The 24,031-nt window shown below is 46.7% G+C and carries 27 protein-coding genes; 6 read left to right on the top strand and 21 right to left on the bottom strand.

All coding sequences use genetic code 11. From position 1 onward, the window contains the following. Positions 1 to 35 precede the first annotated feature (35 nt). Positions 36 to 1,013, bottom strand: a complete 978-nt coding sequence (locus KNO71_RS07640; protein ID WP_015881259.1) for an alpha-ketoacid dehydrogenase subunit beta — start codon at positions 1,011 to 1,013, stop codon at positions 36 to 38. A gap of 3 nt (positions 1,014 to 1,016) precedes the next feature. Further along, the gene (gene pdhA / locus KNO71_RS07635; RefSeq protein ID WP_015881258.1) at positions 1,017 to 2,102 is read right to left on the bottom strand and encodes a pyruvate dehydrogenase (acetyl-transferring) E1 component subunit alpha; all 1,086 of its coding nucleotides are present in this window, start codon (positions 2,100 to 2,102) and stop codon (positions 1,017 to 1,019) included. Positions 2,103 to 2,433: 331 nt separating this feature from the next. Between pdhA and def the strand changes: the two genes are divergently transcribed. After that, on the top strand, positions 2,434 to 2,973 hold the full coding sequence (gene def, locus KNO71_RS07630; RefSeq protein WP_196430483.1) for a peptide deformylase: 540 nt from the start codon (positions 2,434 to 2,436) through the stop codon (positions 2,971 to 2,973). A 1-nt stretch (position 2,974) separates the two neighbouring features. Continuing rightward, positions 2,975 to 4,600 carry an alpha/beta hydrolase gene (locus KNO71_RS07625; RefSeq protein WP_214684556.1) on the top strand — a complete coding sequence of 542 codons (1,626 nt, stop codon included), beginning with the start codon at positions 2,975 to 2,977 and terminating at the stop codon, positions 4,598 to 4,600. Between the two features lie 42 nt (positions 4,601 to 4,642). Here KNO71_RS07625 and KNO71_RS07620 read toward each other — a convergent pair whose 3' ends face one another. Together KNO71_RS07620 and rnjA are read right to left on the bottom strand one after the other, a co-directional pair. Next, positions 4,643 to 6,100, bottom strand: a complete 1,458-nt coding sequence (locus KNO71_RS07620; protein WP_214684558.1) for a phospholipase D family protein — start codon at positions 6,098 to 6,100, stop codon at positions 4,643 to 4,645. Positions 6,101 to 6,161: 61 nt separating this feature from the next. After that, complete coding sequence (gene rnjA, locus KNO71_RS07615) at positions 6,162 to 7,829, bottom strand: ribonuclease J1 (protein WP_015881254.1); 1,668 nt, start codon at positions 7,827 to 7,829, stop codon at positions 6,162 to 6,164. A 200-nt stretch (positions 7,830 to 8,029) separates the two neighbouring features. Between rnjA and KNO71_RS07610 the strand changes: the two genes are divergently transcribed. Continuing rightward, entirely contained in the window at positions 8,030 to 8,818 is a 789-nt protein-coding gene (locus tag KNO71_RS07610; RefSeq protein WP_205728289.1) for a Cof-type HAD-IIB family hydrolase, read from the top strand. Between the two features lie 78 nt (positions 8,819 to 8,896). Here KNO71_RS07610 and KNO71_RS07605 read toward each other — a convergent pair whose 3' ends face one another. From KNO71_RS07605 to KNO71_RS07585, 5 genes are all read right to left on the bottom strand, one after another. After that, entirely contained in the window at positions 8,897 to 9,559 is a 663-nt protein-coding gene (locus tag KNO71_RS07605; protein WP_015881252.1) for a potassium channel family protein, read from the bottom strand. Between the two features lie 130 nt (positions 9,560 to 9,689). Further along, positions 9,690 to 10,721: a cytochrome d ubiquinol oxidase subunit II gene (locus KNO71_RS07600; RefSeq protein ID WP_015881251.1), complete on the bottom strand. Its 1,032-nt coding sequence runs from the start codon at positions 10,719 to 10,721 to the stop codon at positions 9,690 to 9,692. Between the two features lie 14 nt (positions 10,722 to 10,735). Beyond that, complete coding sequence (locus KNO71_RS07595; RefSeq protein ID WP_074037383.1) at positions 10,736 to 12,124, bottom strand: cytochrome ubiquinol oxidase subunit I; 1,389 nt, start codon at positions 12,122 to 12,124, stop codon at positions 10,736 to 10,738. Positions 12,125 to 12,383: 259 nt separating this feature from the next. Then, positions 12,384 to 13,505 (bottom strand): N-acetyldiaminopimelate deacetylase, encoded by a 1,122-nt coding sequence (locus KNO71_RS07590; protein ID WP_214687883.1) that lies wholly within the window; start codon positions 13,503 to 13,505, stop codon positions 12,384 to 12,386. After that, the gene (locus KNO71_RS07585; RefSeq protein ID WP_031421506.1) at positions 13,502 to 14,380 is read right to left on the bottom strand and encodes a transcriptional regulator CcpC; all 879 of its coding nucleotides are present in this window, start codon (positions 14,378 to 14,380) and stop codon (positions 13,502 to 13,504) included. The genes KNO71_RS07590 and KNO71_RS07585 overlap by 4 nt, the downstream gene beginning before the upstream one ends. A 108-nt stretch (positions 14,381 to 14,488) precedes the next feature. On the opposite strand from KNO71_RS07585, the gene KNO71_RS07580 reads away from it, so the two are divergent. Next, positions 14,489 to 14,875 (top strand): disulfide bond formation protein B, encoded by a 387-nt coding sequence (locus tag KNO71_RS07580; RefSeq protein ID WP_078146622.1) that lies wholly within the window; start codon positions 14,489 to 14,491, stop codon positions 14,873 to 14,875. 42 nt (positions 14,876 to 14,917) lie between these two features. On the opposite strand, the gene nadE is transcribed toward KNO71_RS07580, so the two are convergent. The 8 genes from nadE to KNO71_RS07540 all read right to left on the bottom strand — a co-directional run bounded on the left by nadE (position 14,918) and on the right by KNO71_RS07540 (position 20,501). Beyond that, positions 14,918 to 15,733, bottom strand: coding sequence for an ammonia-dependent NAD(+) synthetase (gene nadE / locus KNO71_RS07575; RefSeq protein WP_147536830.1), 816 nt, complete (start codon positions 15,731 to 15,733; stop codon positions 14,918 to 14,920). A gap of 110 nt (positions 15,734 to 15,843) precedes the next feature. Further along, positions 15,844 to 16,641: a BsuPI-related putative proteinase inhibitor gene (locus tag KNO71_RS07570; protein WP_214687881.1), complete on the bottom strand. Its 798-nt coding sequence runs from the start codon at positions 16,639 to 16,641 to the stop codon at positions 15,844 to 15,846. Positions 16,642 to 16,739: 98 nt separating this feature from the next. Further along, entirely contained in the window at positions 16,740 to 16,934 is a 195-nt protein-coding gene (locus KNO71_RS07565) for a hypothetical protein (RefSeq protein ID WP_078146619.1), read from the bottom strand. A gap of 245 nt (positions 16,935 to 17,179) precedes the next feature. Further along, positions 17,180 to 18,271, bottom strand: a complete 1,092-nt coding sequence (locus KNO71_RS07560; RefSeq protein WP_015881243.1) for a virulence factor — start codon at positions 18,269 to 18,271, stop codon at positions 17,180 to 17,182. A gap of 83 nt (positions 18,272 to 18,354) precedes the next feature. Next, positions 18,355 to 18,594 (bottom strand): hypothetical protein, encoded by a 240-nt coding sequence (locus tag KNO71_RS07555; RefSeq protein ID WP_078146618.1) that lies wholly within the window; start codon positions 18,592 to 18,594, stop codon positions 18,355 to 18,357. 68 nt (positions 18,595 to 18,662) lie between these two features. After that, a complete protein-coding gene (locus KNO71_RS07550) occupies positions 18,663 to 19,223 on the bottom strand; it encodes an NADPH-dependent FMN reductase (RefSeq protein WP_214687879.1) in 561 nt (186 codons plus the stop codon). After that, the gene (locus KNO71_RS07545; RefSeq protein ID WP_214687877.1) at positions 19,210 to 19,929 is read right to left on the bottom strand and encodes an alpha/beta fold hydrolase; all 720 of its coding nucleotides are present in this window, start codon (positions 19,927 to 19,929) and stop codon (positions 19,210 to 19,212) included. Before KNO71_RS07545 ends, KNO71_RS07550 begins: the two co-directional genes overlap by 14 nt. Beyond that, positions 19,926 to 20,501: a GNAT family N-acetyltransferase gene (locus KNO71_RS07540; RefSeq protein ID WP_015881239.1), complete on the bottom strand. Its 576-nt coding sequence runs from the start codon at positions 20,499 to 20,501 to the stop codon at positions 19,926 to 19,928. The genes KNO71_RS07545 and KNO71_RS07540 overlap by 4 nt, the downstream gene beginning before the upstream one ends. 149 nt (positions 20,502 to 20,650) lie before the next feature. Between KNO71_RS07540 and KNO71_RS07535 the strand changes: the two genes are divergently transcribed. Together KNO71_RS07535 and KNO71_RS07530 are read left to right on the top strand one after the other, a co-directional pair. Then, the gene (locus tag KNO71_RS07535; RefSeq protein WP_214687875.1) at positions 20,651 to 21,382 is read left to right on the top strand and encodes a hypothetical protein; all 732 of its coding nucleotides are present in this window, start codon (positions 20,651 to 20,653) and stop codon (positions 21,380 to 21,382) included. Between the two features lie 272 nt (positions 21,383 to 21,654). Continuing rightward, positions 21,655 to 21,942: a hypothetical protein gene (locus KNO71_RS07530; RefSeq protein WP_015881237.1), complete on the top strand. Its 288-nt coding sequence runs from the start codon at positions 21,655 to 21,657 to the stop codon at positions 21,940 to 21,942. Between the two features lie 60 nt (positions 21,943 to 22,002). Here the strand turns inward: KNO71_RS07530 and KNO71_RS07525 are convergent, their stop codons facing one another. From KNO71_RS07525 to KNO71_RS07510, 4 genes are read right to left on the bottom strand one after another with little or no spacing between them, the layout of a single operon-like run. Continuing rightward, on the bottom strand, positions 22,003 to 22,215 hold the full coding sequence (locus KNO71_RS07525; RefSeq protein WP_214687874.1) for a hypothetical protein: 213 nt from the start codon (positions 22,213 to 22,215) through the stop codon (positions 22,003 to 22,005). Further along, complete coding sequence (locus KNO71_RS07520) at positions 22,208 to 22,744, bottom strand: hypothetical protein (protein WP_214687873.1); 537 nt, start codon at positions 22,742 to 22,744, stop codon at positions 22,208 to 22,210. Before KNO71_RS07520 ends, KNO71_RS07525 begins: the two co-directional genes overlap by 8 nt. After that, positions 22,741 to 23,328 (bottom strand): phosphatase PAP2 family protein, encoded by a 588-nt coding sequence (locus KNO71_RS07515; RefSeq protein WP_078146612.1) that lies wholly within the window; start codon positions 23,326 to 23,328, stop codon positions 22,741 to 22,743. Before KNO71_RS07515 ends, KNO71_RS07520 begins: the two co-directional genes overlap by 4 nt. Next, positions 23,328 to 23,873, bottom strand: a complete 546-nt coding sequence (locus tag KNO71_RS07510) for a phosphatidylglycerophosphatase A family protein (protein WP_015881233.1) — start codon at positions 23,871 to 23,873, stop codon at positions 23,328 to 23,330. Before KNO71_RS07510 ends, KNO71_RS07515 begins: the two co-directional genes overlap by 1 nt. Positions 23,874 to 24,031: the final 158 nt, after the last annotated feature.

Raw genomic sequence — 24,031 nt, 5'->3', positions numbered from 1 at the left:
AGACAATTCTCCCTCATCGTTTATTCGACACGATCTTAGAAGTTCACAACTTCCTTAACTTTTGCAACGACATCTTTATGGTCAGGTAACCACATGTCTTCACCTTGTGCGAATGCGAAGACTGTGTCTGGTGCAGTTACTCGAAGAACTGGTGCTTCGAGGTGAAGAATTGCGCGCTCTTGAATTTCAGTTACAACGTTCGCTGCGATACCTGCTTGACGTTGTGCTTCTTGAACGACGATCGCACGACCTGTTTTCTTAACAGACTCTACGATTGTGTCGATATCAAGCGGGCTCACTGTCATGAGGTCGATGACTTCAACGTTGATGTTTTCTTTTTCAAGTTCTTCCGCTGCTTTGAGTGACGTGTGCACCATCGCACCGTAAGTGATGATTGAAACGTCTGTACCTTCACGTTTCACATCCGCTTTACCGAGTTCGATTGTGTACTCACCTTCAGGTACTTCGCCACGGAATGAACGATACAATTTCATGTGCTCGAGGAACACGACTGGGTCGTTATCACGGATAGACGCGATTAACAAACCTTTTGCATCGTACGGAGTCGATGGAATAACGACTTTAAGACCAGGTGTCTGAGCCATCAAACCTTCAAGGCTGTCCGCGTGAAGCTCAGGTGTCTTAACTCCACCACCGAATGGTGAACGGATTGTGATTGGTTGGCTGTAAGCGCCGCCTGAACGGTAACGCATACGTGCCATTTGAGCTGCGATTGAGTCGAAAACTTCGAATACGAATCCGAAGAATTGAACTTCCATGATTGGACGGAATCCAGTAAGACCTAGACCGATCGCAAGACCACCAATCCCTGATTCAGCGAGTGGCGTGTCGAAGACACGGTCTTCGCCGAGCTCGTCTTGGAGACCTTCCGTCGCACGGAATACCCCACCGTTTTTACCAACGTCTTCTCCGAAAAGAAGTACTTTCTCGTCGCGTTTCATTTCAACGCGCATCGCATCAGTAATCGCTTGGATCATTGTCATTTGAGCCATAACTTACTTCGACTCCTTTGCAGTATATTCTTCAAGCTGTTCTTTCAAGTTTGAAGGAAGTTCTTCGAACATGTTGTTGATGAAGTCCGAAACTTTTTGTTTTGGTTCTTTGTCTGCTTGGCTGATTGCTTCTTTCACGTCAGCTTTCGCTTGCTCGATCACTTCGTTCTCCATGTCTTCGTTCCAGAGTTTCTTGTTCTCAAGGAAGAGACGGAAACGTACGAGTGGATCTTTTTCTTGATATTCTGTGTCGAGTTCTTTTGTACGGTAACGTGTTGGGTCATCCCCAGCGAGCGTATGTGGTCCGTAACGGTAAGTGAGTGACTCGATGAGTGTCGGTGTTCCTTCGAGTGCGTCGACGCGAGCTTGTTGAGTCGCTGCGAGCACTGCAAGAACGTCCATTCCATCTACTTGAATTCCGTTGATTCCAGCTGCAACAGCTTTTTGCGCGATCGTTTTAGCTGCAGTTTGCTTTTCAACAGGAGTTGAGATAGCGAAACGGTTGTTTTGAACGACGAAGATTGCTGGTGATTTGAATGCACCTGCAAAGTTCAATCCTTCGTAGAAGTCACCTTGTGATGAGCCACCGTCACCTGTGTAAGTAATGGCGACATTTTTGTTGCCGTTGCGTTTGAGGCCCATTGCCACACCCGCAGTTTGAATGATTTGTGCACCGATGATGATTTGTGGCATCAATACGTTGACACCTTCAGGGATGCGGTTTCCTGCCACGTGTCCACGTGAGAACAAGAACGCTTGATAAAGCGGAAGTCCGTGGAATACGAGTTGCGGGATATCACGGTATCCTGGAAGAATCCAGTCCTCTTTGTCGAGCGCGTATTGCGTCCCGATCATCGTCGCCTCTTGACCTGCCACTGGCGCGTAGAATCCTAAGCGACCTTGACGGTTAAGTGAGATGGCGCGTTGGTCCCAGATTCGAGTATAGACCATGCGGCGCATGAGCTCCTGAAGTTGCTCGTCCGTTAGGTCAGGCATTGCGTCTTGGTTGACGACCTCACCCTTCTCGTCGAGAATACGGAACGTTTGGAAGTTTTCTTCCACGTTTTGAAGTACCTGAACGTTGTTCATTCGTTTCACCTCATCCTTTCAACTATGAGACAATTGTCTTTTTTGTGATCAAACACTATCTCAAATCTTACGTGTATCTGTCCAAAAAAGCAATCTGTATTAACGTGATTCAGAAAAGTTATCCTCTCCTGACGTTTCCTTGTTAGTATAAAACGGGTTGTTTCAATAACGCAAAAAATATGCTTACCTAAATAAAACGCTTACATTCAAGGGATATGACATCCTTTTCACCACTGTATTATTTTCATTTCACCTTCTGTACCATCCACATTCCTTCCTGTTTAAATATGATATAATCAATCATATAAGTTCGATAGAAAGGAAGTTGTGTATGTTAACCATGAAAGATGTCATCCGCGAAGGAGACGAGCGACTTCGCGCGCGTTCAGCCGAAGTTTCGATTCCGCCAACAACAGAAGATTTGGCGTTACTCGACGAGATGGAGACGTTTCTTGTCAATAGTCAAGACCCAGAGATGAGCGAGAAATACGAGTTACGAGGTGGTGTCGGAATCGCCGCACCTCAACTCGGTGTAAATCGTCGTTTCTTCACAGTATTGCTACAAGAAGAGGAAGAGACGTTTAAGCTCTCCATCTTCAACCCTAAAATTACAAGTCATTCCGTCGAACAGACATTTTTGAATGGCGGCGAAGGCTGTCTATCGGTCGATCGCGTGGTCAAAGGAAATGTACCTCGTTTTCGTCGAATCACGTTAGAAGGGTTCGACCGCGACGGGAAGCCGATTAAGCTTCGTCTGCGCGGAATGCGCGCTGTCGTATGTCAGCACGAGCTCGATCATTTAGACGGGATCATGTTCTATGACCGGATCAATATGTCGAACCCGTTAGAAACATACGGCGAACCGATTTAACATGTTTAGTTCGAGAAAAAGGGCACTGTTGTTACTATTCCCATTTTTATTTCTTTTAATCGGTGGATGTGTGCGAATCAATTATGATGCGACCGTCCACTATGACCAATCTGTTTCGCTTGAAACGACTTACGCGTTCCGTGATCATCCAGTCATGAAATTGCTCAATCTCAGACTCGACTGGGATACTTGGAAAGAGCAGGCGGAAGAAAACGGATATGAAACAGAAGATTATTCAAGTCCTGATGACTACGAAGGCATGGTCTTAAAGAAGACATTTAAAAATGTCGACGAGTTGCAACAGATTAAAGAGGAATGGAAAACGGGACCAGCCGGTATTTTAGTCCCTCCGGATATTCAGTTCGACATCGAGCAACAGGAAGGCATTTGGTTTGATTCATATACACTCCAAACCAATCTCGACCTCCGACTCGATCGGGTCGACTTACCCGGTGTTGAACTAACCGGCTCCCCCAAAAAATTGGCTGAACGATATATCCGCCAAGCCGACATTCGCTTTAACTTGACTGTTCCGACCGGCGTATTCGTTGAGGATGGAACTGGCTTAGACCTCCGTTCTATGAAACATGTCGAGTGGCAAGTCTACGGCGGTCGGCAAAATAACGTGAAGCTAGTTGCCCATGTACCGAACGTCAAAGCTTGGATCGTGACGGGAATCGTTCTGATTGCAGCGGCCGTATTGACTTACTTCATTTGGCGCAAATATCGTCGGAATGTTGGCAACCCAAAAGAGACATCCATTCGTTCACGTCTCCTCGGACTGTTGATCGTCTCACTTTCACTCGCTCTCATCATCGTCACCTTCCGACAAGAGTTGACAAACGAGCGTCAATCCGAGGCGATTCGCCAAGCTACTCAAACGAATGAGTTTATCCCTACGTTTGCAGTTCATGGTTTACTCGGGACAGACCGGACGTTCCTCCGTTTCTCTCAAGCGATGGAACAAAGTGGGCAAGCGACTGACGGAGCACTTTGTACCGTGACTGTCAAAGGCAAGGCCGACTGTGAAATATATGATTTTAGTTCAACTCGCCCGATTGTCCGAATCGAGTTCGAAGATGCAGAGGCTTCTTTGAACAATCAGACAAAGTGGTTGAATACAGCCATTGAAACATATAAAAAAACGAGAAATCGATCATTCGATCGGATGTATATCATTGGCCATAGCATGGGTGGCGTAGCCGCTGCCAACTATATCTTGAATCAAGAGACGTACATCGTCGATAAGTTTGTAACGTTCGATAGCCCGTTCGGCGGGACACGCCTTGCGAACTTCGGATTATCTGCCAGTAACTTCGGCATTAACACCGGAAGCCCTGCCATCCGTGATTTGTCCCCTAACTCAGACGGACTGCAGGCATTCCAGTCTAAGCTTGAGACATGGCCGAGGTCCGTTCAGGTACTCTCTTTCTCTGGACGAGGCGGTGAATTCAATTTGATTGAGCCGGCGAGTTCTCTGTTACTGGAAGAGTATACGAATAACATTCAGACAGAAACGGTACCGTACGACCATTTCTCGCTTCACCGTAAAAGTGACGTCTTGAAAGAGACTGGGAAATTCTTATACGAATACACGAATGAGTTTAATCCAATCGAGACGAACTAACGTCAAAACAGCTATCCCCAAATTTTGAGGATAGCTGTTTTTTTAATACGTCATCGTCCATGTGACTTTTTGGAGCCAATACATCATATACTTTCCGATTGGGAGATCGGTTTGAATCTCATCATACGCTACCGTATACGTGCCATTCTCATTGTTCCATAGACGATTAAAATACTCGTCCACTTCATCAAAGAAGGCTGTATCCACTTCTCCTGTCACTTCGACGTCTGCCTCTAGGTTGTAATCGTTCATGTTCCGGGTCGTATAGTTCCCCGATCCTAAGACAACGGTCTTTTCTTCACCATCCACATACAGGATTTTTGGATGATATTGTTCCTTGGCGACATCATACCAGCGAATCTCGATTTGCTCCGGGTTGACGGTGTTCAGTTCTGCCGTCACCGGTAAGTTCGGTAACCCTGATTTCGATCGACCGAAGGCATTCGTGTTCGGATCGAGGATCAAGTTCACCTTCACCCCGCGCCCGGCGGCATCCTCGATTGCTTGGATAATATTCCGATCTGCCAAATAGAACATTCCGATCCAGATGGTGTCCCCATCGTCCGCCCCATTCATTGCATCGAGCACCGACTCTTGAATCTTCCCTTCCGTGACATAACGAATCTCCATCGGTGCCTCGCTCGGCGCATTTTCAATCTTCGACAGCGCTTCATCATCTGGGAAGCGCCGTGCATCCCCTTTAGAGAACGTCGCGACCGCTTGCTCACCTTCAACGATTTCTTTTAAAATCGGTCCTTTTAAATGGACACCGACATTCGAGTGATATCCGCTGGCATCATGTGGATTAGCGGAAAGTACAAAGCCTTCATTCTCGGTGACCATCACTTTTCGATGGTTCGCTTTGATATTGAGCAACCTTAAATATGCACGTACCGTAATGTCCGGTGCCGAAGAGGCCATCGGGTTCGGTAGCCATCCGTCTTGACTATTGCCGAACCACTGAATCGCCATCCGGTAAAACGTGGAGTATAAAATATTCGGGTCACGAAGAGCATCGAGATTTGTGTACACGACTTCTACCCCTGCCTCCTCCAGTACATCGAAGTGGTCAGAAACATGACCGTTATAGCTGGTATTGATGTCATCCGTGATGAAGACGACTTTCAAGTCCGGATATCGTTTCATTTGCTCAAGCAATGCTGAAGATAGGCGCGATGTAATGTCCGGATATTGTCGGTCTTCATTCGAATAAGGATTGAATAAGAAAAAGTCCATGACGATATATTCTTTTGCCTCACGTATCGCTCGTTCAACTTCACTAAATATCTCCTGTTCGACAATCTCTGTATCTTCCCCTTGATAGGTCAAATCATGAAGAAAATCGATTTGGTCATCTGTGATGAGGTACGGTTCAGATTGTCTCGACACGCCTTCCGGTAATGGTTTGACTTGATGATAAACGAGCGTGATGAGAAAAATGACCGCAATGATTGCGGCTCCCCATTTCAGCCACCCTTTCTTCCCCTTTTTCTTCGCCATAAGCTCCCCCTCCTCTTTTGCGGTGAAAAAAACGAGCTGTAGTCTCCTACAGCCCGTCAAATCATACTTCCATAATAATCGGCAGGACCATTGGGTGTCTCCGCGTCTTTTGTGCCAAGTAAGGTGTGAGGGTGTCTGAGACGAGTTGCTTCATCTCCGACCACTTCATCTGCTTATTGGACAATCCTTGTTCGACGGTTTTCTTCAACAATCGTTCGCCATCACGAATCAGACTACCTGATTCACGCATGTAGACGAATCCACGTGAGATGATATCTGGTCCTGAGACGAGTTTGCGCGTCTTGCCATCGATGCTGATGACGACAACAACAAGTCCATCTTCAGACAGAATGCGGCGATCCCTTAATACGATATTCCCAATATCACCAATTCCATTCCCATCAATATACACAGCGTTCGCAGAAATTTTACCAGTGACCGCAGCCGACTCCGAGTCGACAGCAAGCACTTCGCCATTATCCATAACGAAACTGTTCTCTTTCGGGATTCCAACCGATTCAGCAAGCTCAGCATGCTTTTTCAACATACGGTACTCGCCGTGAATCGGCATGAAGAATTTCGGATTCAGAAGACGAATCATCAACAACTGTTCTTGTTGCGAACCGTGACCTGACGTATGAATGTTCGTCAACTTACCGTAGACAACATCCGCTCCCGCTTTATACAACTGGTCAATCGTCTTCCCGACCGAGATGGCGTTACCTGGGATTGGAGAAGAAGAGAAGATGACCGTATCCCCAGGAATGATCGACACTTGACGGTGCGTCCCATTTGCAATACGGCTGAGCGCTGCCATCGGTTCCCCTTGCGATCCGGTACAAAGAATCGCGATTTCATTCGGGTCGTAGTGACGCATCTGATTCGCCTCAATAATCATACCCTTTGGCACGTTGATGAAACCGAGTTCTTGTCCGATCGTCATGACTTTCTCCATCGAACGACCGAAAATCATGAGATGACGACCTGTCTCGGCACACGCATCGACCACTTGTTGCAAGCGATAGATGTTCGATGCGAACGTCGCAAAGATGATTCGACCGTCCGCTTTCCGGAACGTCTCACTAATCGTCCCACCGACCACGCTCTCACTCATCGTGAAGCCTTCCACTTCTGCATTTGTTGAATCGGACAAGAGACAAAGTACGCCTTCTTTTCCGATTTCCGCCATCTTGGCAAGGTCTGCCGGCTCGCCTACCGGAGTGAAGTCGAACTTGAAGTCACCCGTATGGACGATGTTCCCTTGTGGCGTCTTGACGACGACACCGAGTGAGTTCGGAATCGAGTGCGTCGTGCGGAAGAACGAGATGCTCGTCTTACGGAACTTGATGAGTGAATCCTCATCAATCTCATGGAGCTCCGCCTCACGAAGCAACCCATGCTCCTCAAGTTTAACTTTGATCAATCCGAGCGCGAGTTTCGTCGCATAAATCGGCAATTGTACTTGCTTCAATAAGAATGGAATTCCCCCGATATGGTCTTCGTGACCGTGAGTGATGAATACCCCTTTTACTTTGTCCTTGTTTTTAATCAAGTACGAGTAATCAGGAATCACATAGTCGATTCCAAGCAAGTCATCCTCTGGGAACATGATTCCCGCATCGATGACGATGATTTCATCTTGGAATTGAACAACATATGTGTTCTTCCCGATTTCTCCGAGTCCGCCCAATGCGAACACGGCTGTTTGGTGGTTCTTAACAAACTTCATTTAATCTCTCCTTACTTCAATTATTAATACATCTATGTGAAACATAAGTGATTCTCGAATATGCCCGTAAGATTCTTTTTTCATTATAGCTCATATCATGACAATATTTCACTAACGATGTGATATTCGTGGTAGTTTCCCTATTTCGTGTTATCCTTTTAGTGGGTTCAGAAAACATATTTTTTAGATAAAGAGAAAGAATGGTGAATCAAATGGAAGATCAAAAGGTTGTTTTCTTCGACATTGACGGCACGCTTTTACATGAAGGTAGTTATATCCCGCCTTCCACGATTTCAGCGATTCAAGCACTTCAGGCAAACGGCGTCGAGACGTTCATCGCGACGGGACGAGGACCGGCCATGCTATCCGACATCCCAGAACGTGTCGGGATTGATAGTCTCGTTTGTTACAACGGTCAGATTGTCGTGCACAAAGGTGAAATCGTCTATCGTAACACGCTCTCGAAAGATGCACTCGGTCGCTTGACGACGCACGCTTCTTCAAATGACCATACTCTCGTCTATTTGGGACAGGACCGTGGTGGTGCTTCAAAACCGAACGACGCCATCGTTGAACAATCGCTCGGCGAACTCGACATGCCGATCCCTTCATTCGAACCGAACTTCCACGCAGAAGAGGATGTGTATCAGACGTTACTGTACTGCACGCCTGAAGACGAGCATCGTTATATCAATGCTTATCGTGAGTTCGATTTTATCCGTTGGCATCCTCATGCGATGGACGTGATCAATAAGGGAGCCAGTAAAGCAGACGGCATCCGTCACTTTATTGAGACCAACGGCTACCGTCTGGAGAATACGTATGCTTTCGGAGATGCATTGAACGACTTGGCCATGCTTCAGTATGTAGGGACAGGAATCGCCATGGGCAATGGTCGCACTGAAGCGAAAGACGTGGCGGATTTCGTCACGAAATCCATCCTTGAAGATGGAATCGAGTACGGCCTAAAGGCGATGAAGCTCATCTAAAAAAGACCCTTGGAGTCAAACCGTCGAGTTGGATCAATCGATTCAACGATCGCGGCATCGCTCCAAAGGTCTTTTCTTTTATCTCGAACGAAGTGTGCGCTCTAGTCGATCCAAATCGGTATCCTTCCCGATGATGATCAAAATATCTTCCGATAAAATCATCTCATCCGCTTGAGGAGAAATCAGGACATCGTCATCGCGACGAATCGCGACGATGTTCACCCCGTACTTCGCTCGCAAGTCCAAATCGATGAGGGATTTGTTCGATAACTTGTCCGATGCTTTAATTTCGACAATCGAATGTTCATTCGATAATTCGAGGTAGTCGAGGATACTCTGGCTCATCAACCCATTGGCAATTCGTACGCCCATATCTCGCTCAGGGTGGACGATGTTATCCGCCCCGATTCGACGGAGTACTTTTTCATGGTAATCGTTCGTCGCCTTGACCGTGATGATTTGGACACCGAGTTCCTTTAAAATCAACGTCGTCAAAATGGAAGCTTGAATATTCTCCCCGATGGCGACGATCACATGTTCAAAGTTACGAATCCCTAAACTCTTTAACACATTCTCATCTGTTGTATCGGCAATCACGGCATGGGTTGCCAATCCCATAAACTCATTGACACGTTCCTCATCTGAATCGATGGCGAGGACGTCATATCCATTTGAAGACAATTCTCGGACGATCGACCCTCCAAATCGTCCTAACCCGATGACTGCAAATTCACCTGTCATGATGCTACATCCCTTTCCTACACATGTTCTCTTCTTGATTCTTCGTTCAGTGTAACTGATTCCACTTCAAAACTCTATATAAAAAACAAAACGGGATTCCCTTCAAATAAAGGAAATCCCGTTCTTGCCATTATGCTTTTCCACTCGAGCGTTTCCCTCGTACGTAGTCGTTGTCGAACAAGAACAAACGGAGCAAGAGATAGAGCGCCGGAACGAGTAGGAGCAACCCTAAGATGAATACGATGACAAGTGCCACCGCCATCGACTCGTTGACGACACTTCCATTAATATCGATATACGGATACAGGATGTATGGCAAGTGAGAGTATCCGTAGCCGAACCATGCCATGAAGAACTGACCCATGACCATCAAGAAGGCAATCCCGTAATTTCGTTTCATATAAACGAAGGAGACGGCGATGACGAAGAACAAGAAGCTCATCGCAAACCACCACCAGTTCCCTCCTAGGATGCTTTCGTAATGCCACGCAGCTTGCGACTTCAACCCGAAGAAGACGAGACCCGATGCGATAATCGTCGGGACGCTCCAAAATAGAGCCCATTTTCGAACAAGTTCGACGGCATTTTGGTCACGTGCCTTGTCCGCATAGAACAAGAGGAACATGGCACTAATATAGAGGACAGAGACAATCGCCAAGATGACGACCGTCCACGAGTAGAAGTTGGTGAACAACTTCGCCCCGTCAAAGAAGACGCCGTTCTCTGTCTCTGTGATGAAACCACCTTGGCTGACAGTTAAGACCGTCGACATCGAAGCTGGGATGAGTAATCCCGTCGCCCCATAGAGGAACATATAGAGCGTGCTCTCCTTTGACCCATAGTTAGCGAACGCATAGAAGCTACCACGAATCGCAAGCAAGATTAACACGACAGACGCTGGAACGAGCAAGGCCGTACCATAGTAATAAGCAGTGTCCGGAAAGAATCCGACAATCCCGACAAAGAAGAACACGAAGAATACGTTCGTGACTTCCCATGTCGGTGACAAATACCGTTTGACGAGACGGTTCACTAAGTGATCACGTTTCGTATAGCGGCTATAGAAAGCGAAGAAGCCTGCACCGAAGTCAATCGATGCGACGATGAGGTAGCCGTATAGAAACGTCCATAAGACGGCAATCCCTAATTCTTGAATTTGCATGTCATATCCTCCGATCACACTTCATCCGCAAACATCGCTTCACCACGATGCTCGGATTGTTTTAGTTCTTTTCCTACCGGATTCTCTTTGAACAGGCGTGATAGGACAACCACAGTCACTGTTCCGAGTACCGCGTAGAGGATCGCGAAAGCGACAAGCATCCAACCGACGTTCGCTGATGTCGTAGCTGCCTCACTCGTACGCATCAACTCATATAACGCCCAAGGTTGACGACCAAACTCAGCGAAGAACCAACCAAACTCAATCGCCGCCATGGCAAGAGGTCCACCGGCTGCAATCGCAAAGAGCATCGGCTTGCTGAACTGGTTCAAACGTTTAATATATCGTCCGAGTACGAACAGGAAGGAGATGAGCGCGAGAAGCATCCCAATTCCGACCATCGCATCAAATAGATAGTGAACGAAGAGCGGCGGTTGATCTTCTTTCGCAAATTCATTGAGACCCGTCACTTCATAGTTCGGGACACCACCTGCAAGAATAGAGAGGGCGTAAGGAATCTTCAAGGCGCCTCGAACTTCATAGCCACCTTGCCCATCATCTTCTAACCATCCGCCCAAAATCAATTCGGCCTCGGAGGAGGTTTCGAAATGCCATTCTGCAGCTGCTAATTTATCTGGTTGATACTGAGCCAAATATTTACCTGAGAAGTCACCGACAAGCGCTGTCGCGATCGCAAAGATCAAAGCGACCGTCATCGTCAGACGAAGACCTTTCTTATGATACTCGATTGACATCTTGTCGAGTTGATTTCGGCGTTGACGTAACAACTGAACGGCTGCGATCGCAGCTAGAATGAACGCGGATGTTAAAATAGCCGAAGTCAACACGTGTGCCATTTTCGTCGGCATGGCCGGACTGAACATCGCTTCGAGCGGGCTGACATTTGCCAATCGACCATCGACAATATCAAACCCTACAGGCTGGTTCATAAAACTGTTTACCGTTGTGATAAAGAACCCTGAGAACAATGCACCGACGGCAACCGGAATCCCGAGGAGCATGTGGTGCCACGGATTTTTAAATCGATCCCACGTGTACAAGTAAATACCAAGGAAAATCGCTTCAAAGAAGAAGGCGAACGTTTCCATGAAAAGCGGGAGCGCAATCGTTTGACCCGCAACGCGCATCAAGTTTGGCCATAGGAGTGAAAGCTGCAGACCGATGGCCGTACCCGTCACAACCCCAACCGCTACCGTCACGACATAGCCGCGCGACCAGCGTCGAGCCATGAGCGTGTATTTCGGGTCTTTTTTACGAATTCCTAAAAATTCTGCCAATAAAATTAAAAGTGGAACCCCGACGCCGAGTGTGGCAAAAATCACATGAAAACCTAATGTGAGTGCCGTCAATGCTCGACTCATCAGGACAGGATCTTGAAACATCTATTGATTACCTCCTATCTCTCTCTATCGCTTCGAACCCATGTATGAAACGACAATCACAGATGAATACCCTTCGATACTTACATCATAATGATTTTATATTGCGCTGTAATGTCTCAATGCTCGAGTTCGCAAAATGTTCACATTTGAGCAATCGCCACAAAATCGTCGCTTTACATGAATAAATGTTTCCCTTTTTCTCACTCGTTCACTCCTTTTTGGGCACACTAAAAGCGGGCTCAATCGAGACCGCTTCGTGTTATTGAATCATGACAGTTCGGAAGTAATGGTCGAATAGATCGATGGCCACTTCGATCGAACGTTCATCCGGGTTGAGTGTCGATTGATGGAGTCCTGACCCCATATCGTTCACTCCTAACCAAACCATAAATCCGGGGACCTGTTTCAACATATATCCAAAATCCTCACCCGTCATGGCAGGGACACATGTTTTATAAGAATAGCCGACTTCTTCAACCGCTTCCTCGAATTGATAAAGATAACGTTCGTCATTGACGACTTCGTGATACCGATTGCCGAATTCAAGGTCGATTTGCACGTTATACGTCATCTCGACTCCGGCGATGATTTGACGAATCCGGCTTTCCAGCACGACCATTTCTTTGTCAGACAAGGCGCGGACCGTCCCATCCAGTTTGGCCGTATCGGCGATAATATTTTCTTTCGTTCCTGCTGCGACTTTTCCGATACTGACGACCGCACTTCCCATCGGGTCAATGTTACGAGACACAATCGTTTGCAGTTGCATGATGAGAGCGGCCTGAACGATGACAGCGTCAATCCCTGAGTGAGGGAAAGCACCATGCCCCCCTTTTCCATGAATGGTGATATGGAGCTCTCTCGCGCTCGCGAACAACACGCCCGGTCGTGACGCGACCATGCCGACAGGATATTCAGGCGCGACATGTAAGCCGAACAATGCATCCGGGCGGAAGTGATAGAACAATTCTGATTTCGCCATCGGTTCGGCACCACCCGGTCCCTCTTCGGCCGGTTGGAAAAAGACGACAAGGTGATGGTTAAGCGGTTCCTCGATCGCTCGTTTAATTAATCCAAGTGCGATCGACATGTGCACATCATGTCCGCATGCATGCATCATGCCTTCGTGAATCGATGCGAACTCTAGCCCCGTCTCTTCCGTGATGGGCAGTCCATCCATATCAGCCCGATATCCAATCGTCTTCTCACCGACGAGACCATCTACCCGGACGAAAAGACCTGTTCGCCAGTGTGTGATATGAACACGTGACGAATCGAGCGATCGAATCAATTGCTCAAGTGTCGCTTGTGTTTTGAACTCTTCATATCCGGCTTCCGGAATTAAATGCAGCTGTCTTCTCGCTTCAATTGCCCAATTCATAGCTCAGTCTCCTTCGTAATTTCTTCGACGATCTTCCAAAACGCCTGGACTTGCGCCAGCTCCAACATCGATTCTGTTGAAAGCATCCATGTGTCCCGGACGAGCGGCACGCCACCCGACGACGTCAATGGAATTTTATTCATCTCATTCACATCTTTGATGGTCGATTCCGGAAGAATCGCGAACCCGATTCCGTGTAACGCCATCTGTTTGCATGTTTCGATTTGGTCGACGACAAGCGTCGTCAGAGGCGGGCTCGAAAATCGTTCCTGCCACCACTCTAATATTTCCTGGTAATACGTCGAGTCGCTCTTGAATTGAATAAACGAGCGCTCGTTGTTTTTTAGTTGAGAGAGGTCGGTCATTTTCAGATCGACCAAATGCAAGGAATCAGAGAACAACTTCATCCGTTCCCCTCGCCAATCCGGATTTCCTCGGATGATTCCGATATGGAAATTCTCTTCGAGCATGTAACGCATCATTTCGCTCGACCATCCGGTGACCAATTTGACACGGACGGACGGATAGCGTTCGACGAACGTCTTCAATACCTTGGGTAGCCAATACTGTCCCATGATGGAGGCGACGGCTATTTTCAACGTTCCGTACACTTCTCCTTGGTTGGCCGTCAGTTCGCCCCTTAGTTCTTGTTCTTCACTGTACATCTTTTTGGCGAACTCGATGATTTTCTCTCCATCTGGCGTCAATGCGAGCCCTCTTGTGGAGCGAACGAAAATCTTCTTCCCCCACTGATGTTCGATGGTCACGAGCCGTTGACTGAGCGCTGGTTGTGAGACAAACAATCGCTCGGCTGCTTTACGCATATTCAATTCTTCCGCAAGAATAATTAACACTTCTACTTCCGAAACTTGCATCACGTCACCTGTTTCTCTATCGTTTGAAAGATTGTATACTGAATAAGTATTTGTTTCAATGTATCATATCATGTTTAATCATCAATTTGATTGTTAGGAGGAAATCTGATGCAACGTCACCATTTCGCCTTTATCGTCGCGACCGTCGCGACGCTCGGCAGCCTTTATTTTTCAGAGGTCATGCTCTTTTTACCTTGTAAGCTGTGTTGGTTCCAACGCATCTTTATGTATCCACTAGCCATCTACTACTTGACTATCATGTTGACTGCACGAGACGTCAACCGCTTGTTCGTAGGGATTATGGCCGGTGCCGGATGGTGTATCAGTCTGTATCATGTCATTTTAGAACGGATCCCGAACGGCGAAGCCTTCTGTACGAACGACTGCCTGATTCGTTGGGTCAACTATTTTGGATTCGTCACCATCCCACTCCTCAGTTTCATCGCCTTCACCTGCATCCTGATCATTCAGTTCGTCCCACTTAAAAAAGCGTGAAACAACAAAGGAGAAGCTGTCTCGAGACAGCTCCTCCTTTTTTTATTGCCACCATTCGTCGTACAACGAGGCAGGCATGTGATGCTTGTGGCGTGAACGTTTGAAAATTGTCTCGATTCGCTCGGCGATTGTCGGGTCGATTGTCTTTCCTTCCAAATAGTCGTCCAGCTGATCATACGTCATACCGAGTGCGACTTCGTCAGGAAGTCCAGGGCGACCATCTTCAAGGTCGGCCGTCGGCACCTTATAAATCACACGCTCATGCGCTCCAAGTTCATGGAGAAGTGCTTTTCCTTGACGTTTGTTCAAACCGGTCAACGGTGTGAGGTCACAAGCTCCGTCACCGTGTTTTGTATAAAATCCTGTCACATATTCCGCAGCATGGTCTGTTCCGACCACAAGGGCACCGAATGTTGCCGCAATGTCGTATTGTGCCTTCATCCGCTCACGTGCCTTCGTGTTCCCTTTATGGAAGTCACTCAATTCGAGGCCCGTTGCACGGTGAAACGCTTCAACCGATGCGTCAACAGCAGGCTTGATGTTGACAGTGAACGATTTGTCCGGACGAATGAACTCAAGCGCAAGTTGTGCGTCATGCTCATCGTGTTGCTCACCATACGGCAATCTGATTGCATAAAATGTATACTCGTCACCCGTTTCTTCACGAAGCTCTTCCATGGCGAGTTGACATAGCTTTCCGGCAAGGCTCGAGTCTTGCCCGCCTGAGATCCCTAGGACGAGTCCTTTCGCACCAGCCCGTTTCACATATGCTTTCAAGAAGTCGATACGTTGACGAATTTCTTCTTTCGGGTTGATGGTCGGTTTGACATGTGTTGATTCAATGATCTGTTGTTGCATGGATTACCCTCCCACTATGCTCTCATTTTGCTTTATTGTCTGATAATCCTTATACCCCGTCAACTAGCGTCTCAAAAAGAAAGACGGAAACAACAGTTTCCGCCATGGTTTTATTGAACTTTAAATGATGTGACCTCTCCACCGATTGGTGTCATCTCTAAGAACAATGGTTGATCTTTCGCCGGTGCTTCATCGAGCAATACCCCAAACGAGAAACCACCGCCGGTCACTTCGGCTGCACCTTGAGCGTAAATATTATGTCCGTCTGATACAGACCACTCAAACTCGACCTCATCCGTATACCCGCTCACTTGAATCATCGTGTCATTCAAGTCAATTTGTACATCACGGAACGCGCCGTCCGACTGTGGCTCTGTTGCAGGCGTTTCTTCCGGTGTTTCTGACGTACCTTCATCCGGAGTTTCTGTTGTAGCAGATTCAACGGTGAACGTCGTCTCATCTGTCACAGCAATTTCAGGTGCTCCGTCAACTTGACCGAGCCCAATCACTTCGACCGAATATTCGCCTGGTTCTAATGTCAATGGAAAGACTTCGTCGAATACTTTTTTATCATTCGCTTCCCATTTTTCCTCAATTACAGATTCTGTGAACATATAATCACTTCCGTAATCAAATACGGTTTGATCCCCTTTTTTGACAACTAACTGAAAACGTTGCGACGAATTAAACGTTACATCGACTGCTTCCTCATTTGGATTTGTCATCGAAATCGTAGCTGATAACGTTTTTGCCGAAGCATCGTATGCCATTTCCGTGTCGAGCGTCAATGGAGCCGGTGGTTCAGACGAATCACTGTTTACTTGACTCGGTTTCGCCTCTTCTTTCCCACATCCCGCTACGACTAATAAGATTGCCGTCACTACGGCGAGCAACCAAGTTTTCTTCATGAATCCCACTCTCCTCAACAAAATAAAAAACGTCTATAGCACTAGTGTATACAATGTGCAGACGTTTGTAATGATTTTCCTTATATTATTTACCTTTTTTACGAAACTTTAGCTTGTTCCATGTATTGTTGCCAACCGGTCATGAACAATGAATCTGCGATATCGAGATCAGACCGGACTTGAGCCGTGATAGAGAACGTCTCACTGTGCATCGACTCAAACGTGACGACCATCGTTTCTCCTACTACTTCCTTATAAGCTACAAGTTCAGGCGTTTCTGCAAACAATATCATAAGTATGGCTCCTTTGTTCATCTGTGATAAACCTAGTGTACCAATCTGAAACCAAGATATCTGTCCTATCGTTCGACAGCACAACAATGACATTTTACCTATTGTCGAAACGTTTACATCAAATGTTAGTCAATTGGGGAAATGTGCATATGATTTCATGAAAAAAAGGAGCAATCCGTACTACAGACGCTCCCCTTTACCTTAAATTGTAAATCAATTTGATTCAATACATGTCGAACGAAATCTCATTTCGACCGATTCGAAATTTGTTGCCATACTGTCCCGAGTGCTGTCTCGCCGCTCGTGATCCGCTCTTTCGCAAGTCGCGCTTGTAAAGAGACCTCGAACTCGCGGTCTTCCTCCGCAATCGACAAGGCAGGTACAGCCCGCTCATCTCCACAATCGAATAAGAAACGAGCCGCTCGCCAACGTACGAGTTTGTTTTTATCCTTTAACGCCTCAATCATGGAAGGTTGGGACTGAGGTAATGCCCAGTCGGAGACCGTATCCCCAGCCGTCCGCCGCACAATAGGAGAAGCGTCCACTAAGGCTTGTTCGATATATGTGACATATTCCTCACGTCGCTCTTCAAACATCCCGATCATGACGACCGCCTGTCGACGGATTGCCATCACGGAATCTTCCAAGGCACGACGGAAATAAGGCATGTTTTCATGTTGGATTTCGAGTTCATCCAAGAATGCCATCCGATCTTTCCAATTATCCGACTGAAGATGGTTCGCGTTCGCCTCAAAATCCGCTTCACGACCAAATGCTCGGGCCACGATCCGCTCGATGCGCTCTTCAGGATACGCCGCTTCCAATTCTTCTTGTGCGACGACACTGACTTCATCCAATTCACCATAACGTGGGGCTTGTTCTACCCAACGACGGTCTTGAATGACATTCTTCACTTGTGCTTGAACTTCCATCGCTGCATCGACGAATCGTTTCGACAATCCGATTCGTTTTTCCTCGTCCCCTTTGACGAGTTTTAATTGCATCGGTACATCGAGCACGAATTGAACGGATACATGGACCGGTTCATAGTCCGTATCCATCTTTGTGGATTCGACTTCCTCAACTTGTTCCCCGAACGCCCGTCGGATCTCATTCATGACGTCATGCCAATCATGTTTCGGATGTCGCTCGACAGCGAGAAAATCAGACACGGCGTAAACGGATTTGACGCCTCGAAGTCCGATGATTTCTTGAATGATGGCTGGGGCATCCGTACTCGCTTTGTCGTACGTTGTGCCTCTCCCTTCAAACGGAGGGTCCACAATGATTTTCAAGTTATTCGGACTTGGTGTCGGTTCGATTGCTACTAGTTTCATCCTCATCACCTCACTCTTCATCGTGACGAAAATGACAAAAAAACGCAAGCGAGTCGCTTGCGTTCGATCAACCATCTATTTACTTAAAACAACGCGATAAACTGTTGGAGTGAATACGTCGTCCCATCCACAGTAAACGTGTCGTCCTCTGAAATCGGTTCAAGGAAGAAACGTTTTTCACCATCTTCTTTCACGTAACCAAAAATATGATTGGATTGATAGAACAATTCAATAATCGTCATCCGTCCAAATGTCATCCCATCGTTCATTACCGCCCGATCACCCAATTCGCCGCCATTGTACAGTTCGATGTAAGTTTCCATTTTGGTGTCGCTCCTCTTGTGTTTGTTTTCACAATTCCTTTCTATCAAACAACATGAGCGACTTCAAGTTAATTTTTTGCGTTACGCTTCCAAAATTCAATCCATTTACGATATTCCAATAATGTTTTTTTGATTTGATTAATCGAATTCTCATCATGTAACCCTCTATCATCAATCTTTTCTTTACAATGCGTGATGAAAATTTCATTTCCCGGTAAAACATTTGCACGATTTGTGGCAAATACTTGTCGGAGATGGATTTGGCATCTGGCGGTTCCAAGTATGCCCGGCGAGGCCCCGGCGATCATGACCGGTTTATCCCGAAGTGGCGTTCCTGGCTCGAGCGAAAGCCAGTCGATTGCATTCTTCAGGACGCCCGGGATGCTATGGTTATATTCAGGGGTGACAATCAATAACCCATCAGCTTCCCGAACAGCTTGCTTCAATGCGGTCACAACTTCCGGTTCATCCGGATCAATCAAATCGTCATTGAACAGTGGAAGTTCGATGGAGACGACTTCAATGTCGAAATCCTCTTGAGCCAGTTCAATGATCGAATGCAAAAGAGCAGTATTGAAAGATTTCTTGCGAAGACTTCCTGACATAGCGATTAATTTATACGTTTCCATGTTCTACCTCCCGCATCCATTCGTTCACGATTTTCGCTTCTTCTTCAGGGGCTTCCATCATCCCCATATGACTGAACGGAACGATTGCTTTCGTATGTCGTGACGCACCTAAAAACGCCCGCTCCTCATTCATATTCGGGTCTTTTGAGCCGTAAATGAATAGGCCGGGGAGGTCAGTCGTTTCGACGGTGTCCACTTCGTCTTCACGATCGCGGATTGCCTGTTGCGCGTTCACGATTCCCTCGACCGTCATTTCATATCCGATTGCGATCGCTTGTTGGATGAGCGCCGGGTCGGAATCGCTTGAGAAGACATTTGGAATCATTCCGTCAATAAACGGCTCGATCCCTTCTTCGATGACTTGATTGATGGCACCGTTTCGCTTTTCCCGCGCCGCTTCTGTATCAGCGGCCGCCGTCGAGTGAATCAATCCAAATCCCGATATTTCTGTTCCATAGCGACGCACGAGGTTAGTCGTCACATAGCCTCCGAAAGAATGCCCACATACGAGCGGACGGACAAGACCCCGAAGACGAATTTCTCCGATGACCCAGTCCGCAAATTGATCCATCGTTTCTGGTCCCACGTCCGTCCCGGCATGACCAGGTAATGTGAGCGCGTGAACTTCGGCATTCAATAACGGTTCCAACTGTTCAAAGTACTTTGGAGAACCACACAGCCCATGTAGCAATACGAGTGCTTTCATATCATCGAGTGCTCCTTTTCTTCCCATTCTGTTTTGAGTAGCCGATACATCGTCAAATCCATGAATCGGCCATGGCTATATGCATAATCTTGTAGAAGTCCTTCTTCAATAAATCCCAATTTTTGAACGAGTCGATTCGACCCTTCATTCCCTGGTGCGACCAACGCAGAGATTCGATGAAACTTGAATTCTTCAAAACCGTATTGGATGACAGCTGAAGCAGCTTCGAAAGCCACCCCTTGTCTCCAATAGTGAGGGGAAACCTCAAACCCGATTTCGGCGCGATAATATTGGGGCGTCCAATTATGAAATCCAATCGTTCCGACCAATTCGTTCGTCATCCGATCGCATATCGCCCAACGAATGGCCTTCCCTTGCTGAAATTGATCCTTAAAGTAAGCGATCACGTTCTTCGCCTCATAGACGGCAAGCAACGGGTCCGACCCATAATATCGCATCACTTCCTCAGTGGATAAAATGGTATAAAGTGCTCTAGCATCACGCGGTTCTAGCTCTCGCAGGATAAACCGGGGCGTAGCGAGCTCAGGAAAACTCCGTTTTAATCCCCACATGTGGAACCCGCCTTTCCTATTCGTTTCCTCAATTATACTTCTATTTTCCCAAATGTATCGAACTCAACCCTCTCGTACCGTCTCAAGATGGCAGAAAACACGTGTTTTTGCTACTATAATCGTAGTATGTCAAACTGAGGGGATACCATATGTCAAAACAACTCTTTTATTTGAAGCAAGACCGGGACGTCCAACGCTTCACACTGCATGGTGTGACGTTGGCGGATGTAACAGAAGCGCTTTCCGTGACGAGACCGATGATTATTTGTCGAACGGACATCAAAGGGATGAGACAATCCTCGAGGTCGCGTTTCCGTTATATTGAAGCGCACGAACTATCTTCGTTCTCGTCTAAGTATTTGAATAACCAAACAACGTTTACGGCGATCGATTTTCCGGACTACAATACGCTCGAAACTCTGTCCGATCATGAAATTGCAGAAATCTTGTTTTTAAGTCATATGGAACGCGGAATCAAGAAGCCGTTCTTGGATTCGCTCGATAATGAGATTGTGTTCTTCAATGAAGCAAACGATCGACATAGCAGTCTTTATATTCGCGATTGGTCGACAATCAATCATTTCGTCCAAAACATGTTGCAAAGTAAACTCGATCGTGACATTCGTAACATCAGTTTTGTTCCGATTCCACTTCCCGTCATCGATGAATTACTCGATTTGGCACCTCAAGGTCTGATCATCGATTTCGATCATACGAAACGCAGTTTGTTCAATCGACAAATCGTCATCTCATTCTATGTAGCGGGCCGTTATGAAGACATGTCTGTTCTTGAAGAAGACTTCGATGCGAAGAAAGAATCCATCGCCTTAATAGGGCAATTGTTGTACCGTCGTCGTACATGGCAGATTGAACGATTATAAGGTCATACATGTAATGAATAGTTGTGAACCTCTGGAAACGAGGTTCTTTTTTGTTATTTTCAGACCGATTGTTTCAACCTTCTTCCCATACCAGACAGGGTTGAACGCTATTCTTAAAAATTGATAACAAATTGTCTTAATTTTTTGTTAAATTAACACTTTTCTTTTTCGAACGAGGCGTTATACTAGGAATAACCTTCTGGAGGAATGGAAGGCAATATAGAGAAAGCGAGGTGAAAATCTATTCATCACGCGATGGATAGATACACGAAATGGAACAACTGAAAGTACAAGGAGTCTCATCGTTCACCAAGTTTGCGACGAATGGAAAAATGCTGAAACTTAAAGATGCTCACGCAGGGGAACAACGCATTTCACTACAGGATGCGACGGATATTCAAGTCTCTCTGCTCGACGAAGACCATTCGCGCTTCACTATATTTGGTCACGCTCACCCTCTTGTGGAGCTGACCCTTCCTCACAACTCTTGTGAAGTCCTCTATGCTTGGTTACTACACAAGATGAAACGACAAAAAATCAAACTCGCTTCAAACGCTTAAACAAAACAAGGTCTGCTCTCCAAGTGGGAGGCAGACCTTGTTGTTTTGACTAAAGTCATGTTATTCCTTCGTCTCTTCCAATGATGAATTCGCCGTGACCGGGTTTCTGCGATAAATCGTCACGCCACCGTGCTTGGCCTCTCCTACTACTTGAAAGAGCCAACCTTTCTCAATCAAAATGGTTCGAACGGATAAAAAATCTTCGCGCGGCACGTTCACTTCATCCACTTGTTCGTCCAATAATTGCTGAAATGTCATTTCCCAATCAGTCATGTTGATTCTCCTTACGTAAGTCTTCATCATGCATCCATTCAAATAGGCGACGTCCGGATTCTAAGCGATCCGTCTTGTCTAACAATGCTGTCGGGACAATCCGCGTCGCATCGATCGACTCATCTCCGGCAAAAACGACTGGTTCATTCGTCATCTGTTCAATATATTGAAGTGCGAATAATAAAATCGATTTTTCTGTATCCAATCCACTTTCCCGTAGCACAACATCAAACGACTCATCTCGTTTATTGTCCACTAGTAACGTCCGTCCCCCGTCGAGGAGAGCCAATGATGGCACAGCATCGACATGAAATACTTCATATGCGCGATAGGTCTGCTCATCACACAGTAAAAGGGGAACAAAGCGACGTCGGCTCGTCCATTTTTTTAACTGAAACAAAATTTTCATCGAGGTGAACCACGTTGCCCCATCTCGATCTTTTTCCACTAAAATTGTGGGAACTGATGCCTCATCCGCTTCTTTTTTTTGAACGAATAACCATTTTTCTACATCTACCACGACGATCAAATCGTTTTCCTCCTTATGATCCATTCAGATAATGCAATCATCGTCAACGCAACGAGCCAACCGCCGAGCACGTCACTGAAGTAATGGACGTTCAAGATGACACGGCTGAGCGAAACCGCAAGGACGAGGCACAAGAGAATGAAGATGACGACTTTCGACTGTTTCTTTCGATACAGTACATAAGCTGTCAATCCATATAGGGCAAGCGACCCTGAGGCGTGTCCACTCGGAAAACTGTATGTCGTTGCATCGAGGGACGCATCAATGAGCGGTCGGTCGATTCCGTAGACGAGCTTTAGCACCTGGGTAAACAGAAGTGTCCCGATTCCGACGAGCGCTAGTCGCCACGCTTCGATACGGTCCCCGCGCCAATACCAAAACAACAACCCTAATATGGAGAGCCCCACAATGACCTGTGCACTCCCGAGTTCTGTCACGTAGGCAAACACTCGATCCGGTAACGGTTGTAACCATTCATATACGAATGTGTTCATTGGATCGACCGCCCCTAAAACGACAAACACCGACACGATCACATAAGCGACCGTCCCGGTGATGACCACCATTTGCGGTGTCCACTTCATCAATACAACCCTTTTCTTTCACGCATCTCTTCTTCTCCGAAATCGACCATATCTCGCAATCGGTGCGCTAATCGTCCTGAAGCGTTGGCAGCGATGGCACCGACGAGATCGTCCATGAACGTATGCACTTGCCCATCATCCATCTTCGTGTCGAGTTGTTTGATGATACCGATTTTTGCCTTGTCTAAGTATCCGAAAGTCGTAACGGCAATCGAACCATATGTGTTGACGGCACCGATCGCAATCGTCTCGTCCACTCCAAATAAACCTTCGTCTGAGGCGATAATCGACAGAAGCGGTTCAGATAATTGGCCTTTTTCAGCCAACATGTCGAGCTCTGAACCAACAAGAATCGCATGTTGTAGTTCACGTTTGTCAAGAACCGCCTCGACAGAATCCATACAATCTTTTAAAGAAAGATGCGGCGAGTAAGGTGCCTGCATCTGGTATACGATTTCAGCAATCGATTCAATCGTGACCCCGCGTTCGAGCAAACGAGCACGAGCCGCTTCTCGGACGTCACGTGAGTGTGGTACGTGTTTCATAATAGGCGCAGGATCGAAATCCCGCTTCACATCCCTTCGTTCAGAGAGTCATCGTCTCTCTATATGATATAACCATTATACTGAAAAATTGAAAAAAGACGAACCCTGCTTTGACTTCCCACATTAAATCGGTCATCATTAACATGTAGGTTAAACGA

The sequence above is a fragment of the Exiguobacterium sp. s163 genome (assembly GCF_018617135.1).
GTDB lineage: Bacteria > Bacillota > Bacilli > Exiguobacteriales > Exiguobacteriaceae > Exiguobacterium > Exiguobacterium profundum.
This window is presented reverse-complemented; position numbering and strand designations above follow the sequence as displayed.

What these genes read in the sequence shown, in the direction of transcription:
- KNO71_RS07640 (WP_015881259.1), bottom strand. Translation starts at nt 1,013, where the DNA reads ATGGCTCAAATGACAATGATCCAAGCGATTACTGATGCGATGCGCGTT.
- pdhA (WP_015881258.1), bottom strand. Translation starts at nt 2,102, where the DNA reads ATGAACAACGTTCAGGTACTTCAAAACGTGGAAGAAAACTTCCAAACG.
- def (WP_196430483.1), top strand. Translation starts at nt 2,434, where the DNA reads ATGTTAACCATGAAAGATGTCATCCGCGAAGGAGACGAGCGACTTCGC.
- KNO71_RS07625 (WP_214684556.1), top strand. Translation starts at nt 2,975, where the DNA reads ATGTTTAGTTCGAGAAAAAGGGCACTGTTGTTACTATTCCCATTTTTA.
- KNO71_RS07620 (WP_214684558.1), bottom strand. Translation starts at nt 6,100, where the DNA reads ATGGCGAAGAAAAAGGGGAAGAAAGGGTGGCTGAAATGGGGAGCCGCA.
- rnjA (WP_015881254.1), bottom strand. Translation starts at nt 7,829, where the DNA reads ATGAAGTTTGTTAAGAACCACCAAACAGCCGTGTTCGCATTGGGCGGA.
- KNO71_RS07610 (WP_205728289.1), top strand. Translation starts at nt 8,030, where the DNA reads ATGGTGAATCAAATGGAAGATCAAAAGGTTGTTTTCTTCGACATTGAC.
- KNO71_RS07605 (WP_015881252.1), bottom strand. Translation starts at nt 9,559, where the DNA reads ATGACAGGTGAATTTGCAGTCATCGGGTTAGGACGATTTGGAGGGTCG.
- KNO71_RS07600 (WP_015881251.1), bottom strand. Translation starts at nt 10,721, where the DNA reads ATGCAAATTCAAGAATTAGGGATTGCCGTCTTATGGACGTTTCTATAC.
- KNO71_RS07595 (WP_074037383.1), bottom strand. Translation starts at nt 12,124, where the DNA reads ATGTTTCAAGATCCTGTCCTGATGAGTCGAGCATTGACGGCACTCACA.
- KNO71_RS07590 (WP_214687883.1), bottom strand. Translation starts at nt 13,505, where the DNA reads ATGAATTGGGCAATTGAAGCGAGAAGACAGCTGCATTTAATTCCGGAA.
- KNO71_RS07585 (WP_031421506.1), bottom strand. Translation starts at nt 14,380, where the DNA reads ATGCAAGTTTCGGAAGTAGAAGTGTTAATTATTCTTGCGGAAGAATTG.
- KNO71_RS07580 (WP_078146622.1), top strand. Translation starts at nt 14,489, where the DNA reads ATGCAACGTCACCATTTCGCCTTTATCGTCGCGACCGTCGCGACGCTC.
- nadE (WP_147536830.1), bottom strand. Translation starts at nt 15,733, where the DNA reads ATGCAACAACAGATCATTGAATCAACACATGTCAAACCGACCATCAAC.
- KNO71_RS07570 (WP_214687881.1), bottom strand. Translation starts at nt 16,641, where the DNA reads ATGAAGAAAACTTGGTTGCTCGCCGTAGTGACGGCAATCTTATTAGTC.
- KNO71_RS07565 (WP_078146619.1), bottom strand. Translation starts at nt 16,934, where the DNA reads ATGATATTGTTTGCAGAAACGCCTGAACTTGTAGCTTATAAGGAAGTA.
- KNO71_RS07560 (WP_015881243.1), bottom strand. Translation starts at nt 18,271, where the DNA reads ATGAAACTAGTAGCAATCGAACCGACACCAAGTCCGAATAACTTGAAA.
- KNO71_RS07555 (WP_078146618.1), bottom strand. Translation starts at nt 18,594, where the DNA reads ATGGAAACTTACATCGAACTGTACAATGGCGGCGAATTGGGTGATCGG.
- KNO71_RS07550 (WP_214687879.1), bottom strand. Translation starts at nt 19,223, where the DNA reads ATGGAAACGTATAAATTAATCGCTATGTCAGGAAGTCTTCGCAAGAAA.
- KNO71_RS07545 (WP_214687877.1), bottom strand. Translation starts at nt 19,929, where the DNA reads ATGAAAGCACTCGTATTGCTACATGGGCTGTGTGGTTCTCCAAAGTAC.
- KNO71_RS07540 (WP_015881239.1), bottom strand. Translation starts at nt 20,501, where the DNA reads ATGTGGGGATTAAAACGGAGTTTTCCTGAGCTCGCTACGCCCCGGTTT.
- KNO71_RS07535 (WP_214687875.1), top strand. Translation starts at nt 20,651, where the DNA reads ATGTCAAAACAACTCTTTTATTTGAAGCAAGACCGGGACGTCCAACGC.
- KNO71_RS07530 (WP_015881237.1), top strand. Translation starts at nt 21,655, where the DNA reads ATGGAACAACTGAAAGTACAAGGAGTCTCATCGTTCACCAAGTTTGCG.
- KNO71_RS07525 (WP_214687874.1), bottom strand. Translation starts at nt 22,215, where the DNA reads ATGACTGATTGGGAAATGACATTTCAGCAATTATTGGACGAACAAGTG.
- KNO71_RS07515 (WP_078146612.1), bottom strand. Translation starts at nt 23,328, where the DNA reads ATGAAGTGGACACCGCAAATGGTGGTCATCACCGGGACGGTCGCTTAT.
- KNO71_RS07510 (WP_015881233.1), bottom strand. Translation starts at nt 23,873, where the DNA reads ATGAAACACGTACCACACTCACGTGACGTCCGAGAAGCGGCTCGTGCT.